2 protein-coding genes are annotated in these 1,312 nt (G+C 70.1%); both read right to left on the bottom strand.

The features are described 5' to 3' along the window. A partial coding sequence (locus ONA70_RS36325) for an ABC transporter ATP-binding protein (protein WP_265010996.1) occupies window positions 1-678 on the bottom strand: 678 nt, incomplete at its 3' end. Beyond that, the coding region (locus tag ONA70_RS36320) for an ABC transporter substrate-binding protein (protein WP_265010995.1) at window positions 675-1,312 on the bottom strand (638 nt) is incomplete at its 5' end. The genes ONA70_RS36320 and ONA70_RS36325, both read right to left, overlap by 4 nt.

Below are 1,312 nucleotides of genomic sequence, written 5' to 3'. Positions count from 1 at the left end.
GACCCGGGTGGACCAGATGATCCGGCCGGGTCGGCTGGAGAGCAGGATGATCCGGTCGGCGAGGCGGGCCGCCTCCCGGACGTTGTGGGTCACGAAGAGCACGGTGAGGCGGCGCTCGGACCAGATCCGTTCCAACTCGTCGTGCAGGATGTCCCGGGTCATCGCGTCGAGCGCGCCGAACGGCTCGTCCATCAGCAGCACCGGGGTGTCCAGGGCGAGGGTGCGGGCCAGCGCGACCCGCTGCCGCATGCCGCCGGAGAGCTGGTGCGGGCGCTTGCGGCCGAAGTCGCCCAGGTGGACCGTGCGCAGCAGTTCGGTGACCCGGGCCCGGCGCTCGGCCCGGGGCAGCCCGCGCAGCTTGAGCGGCACCTCGACGTTGGCCTCGACGGTCAGCCACGGGAACAGCGCCGACTCCTGGAACATCAGGCCGGGGTCGACGCCGTCGCCCAGTTCGATCCGGCCACCGCTGACCCGGTCCAGGCCGGCGACCAGGTTGAGCAGGGTGCTCTTGCCGCAGCCGGAGGCGCCGACCAGGCAGACGAACTCGCCCGGTGCGACGTCCAGCGAGACCCCGTCCAGCGCCAGGACGGCGTTGCCGCCCTGGCCGTACACCTTGGTCACGCCGCGCAGCGCGACCGAGCCGGTCGCGCTGCGCGGGGTCGTCGTGGGCGGCGTCACGGCTGGGTGACCTCGGGCTTGCCCTGCGCCTTGAGCACCTCGTTGAGGAAGGACAGGTCGTAGAGGCCGTTGAGGTCGACCGGCTCGGTGAGGCCGACCGCGACCGCGTGGTCCAGCCCGGTCTTCAGCGAGGAGGCGATCGGGTCGTCGGTGAACTCCAAAGTGGGCCAGGCCTGCTTGATCAGCTTCACGTCCAGCGGCTTGCCGGTGATCTTGCCGATGTGGTCCGAGATGGCCTGCTGCGCCTCGTCCGGCTTGGTGTTCACGAACTCGTTCGCCGCGACCTGCCCCTCGACCAGCTTCTTCACCACCTCGGGGTGGGCCTTGCGGAACTTGGTGCTGACGAGCAGATTGGTGATCACGAACCGCTTGTCCGGCCAGAGGTCGCGCTCGTCGACGAGGACCTTGCCACCGGCGTTGACCAGGCGGGAGACGTACGGCTCGGGAACCCAGGCGCCGTCTATCGCGCCGCTGCCGAAGGTCTCCACGGTCTGCGCGTTCTCCTGCGGGACGACCTTCACGTCGCCACCGCCCTCCTTGGTGGTCTGCAGGCCCTTCTCCTTGAGCCAGTAGCGCAGCGCGACGTCCTGGGTGTTGCCGAGCTGCGGCGTGGCGATCTTCTTGCCGCGCAGTT

Source organism: Micromonospora yasonensis (assembly GCF_026013475.1).
GTDB lineage: Bacteria > Actinomycetota > Actinomycetes > Mycobacteriales > Micromonosporaceae > Micromonospora > Micromonospora yasonensis.
The sequence above is the reverse complement of the archived record's forward strand: the minus strand, read 5'-3'. Positions and strand labels throughout refer to the sequence as shown.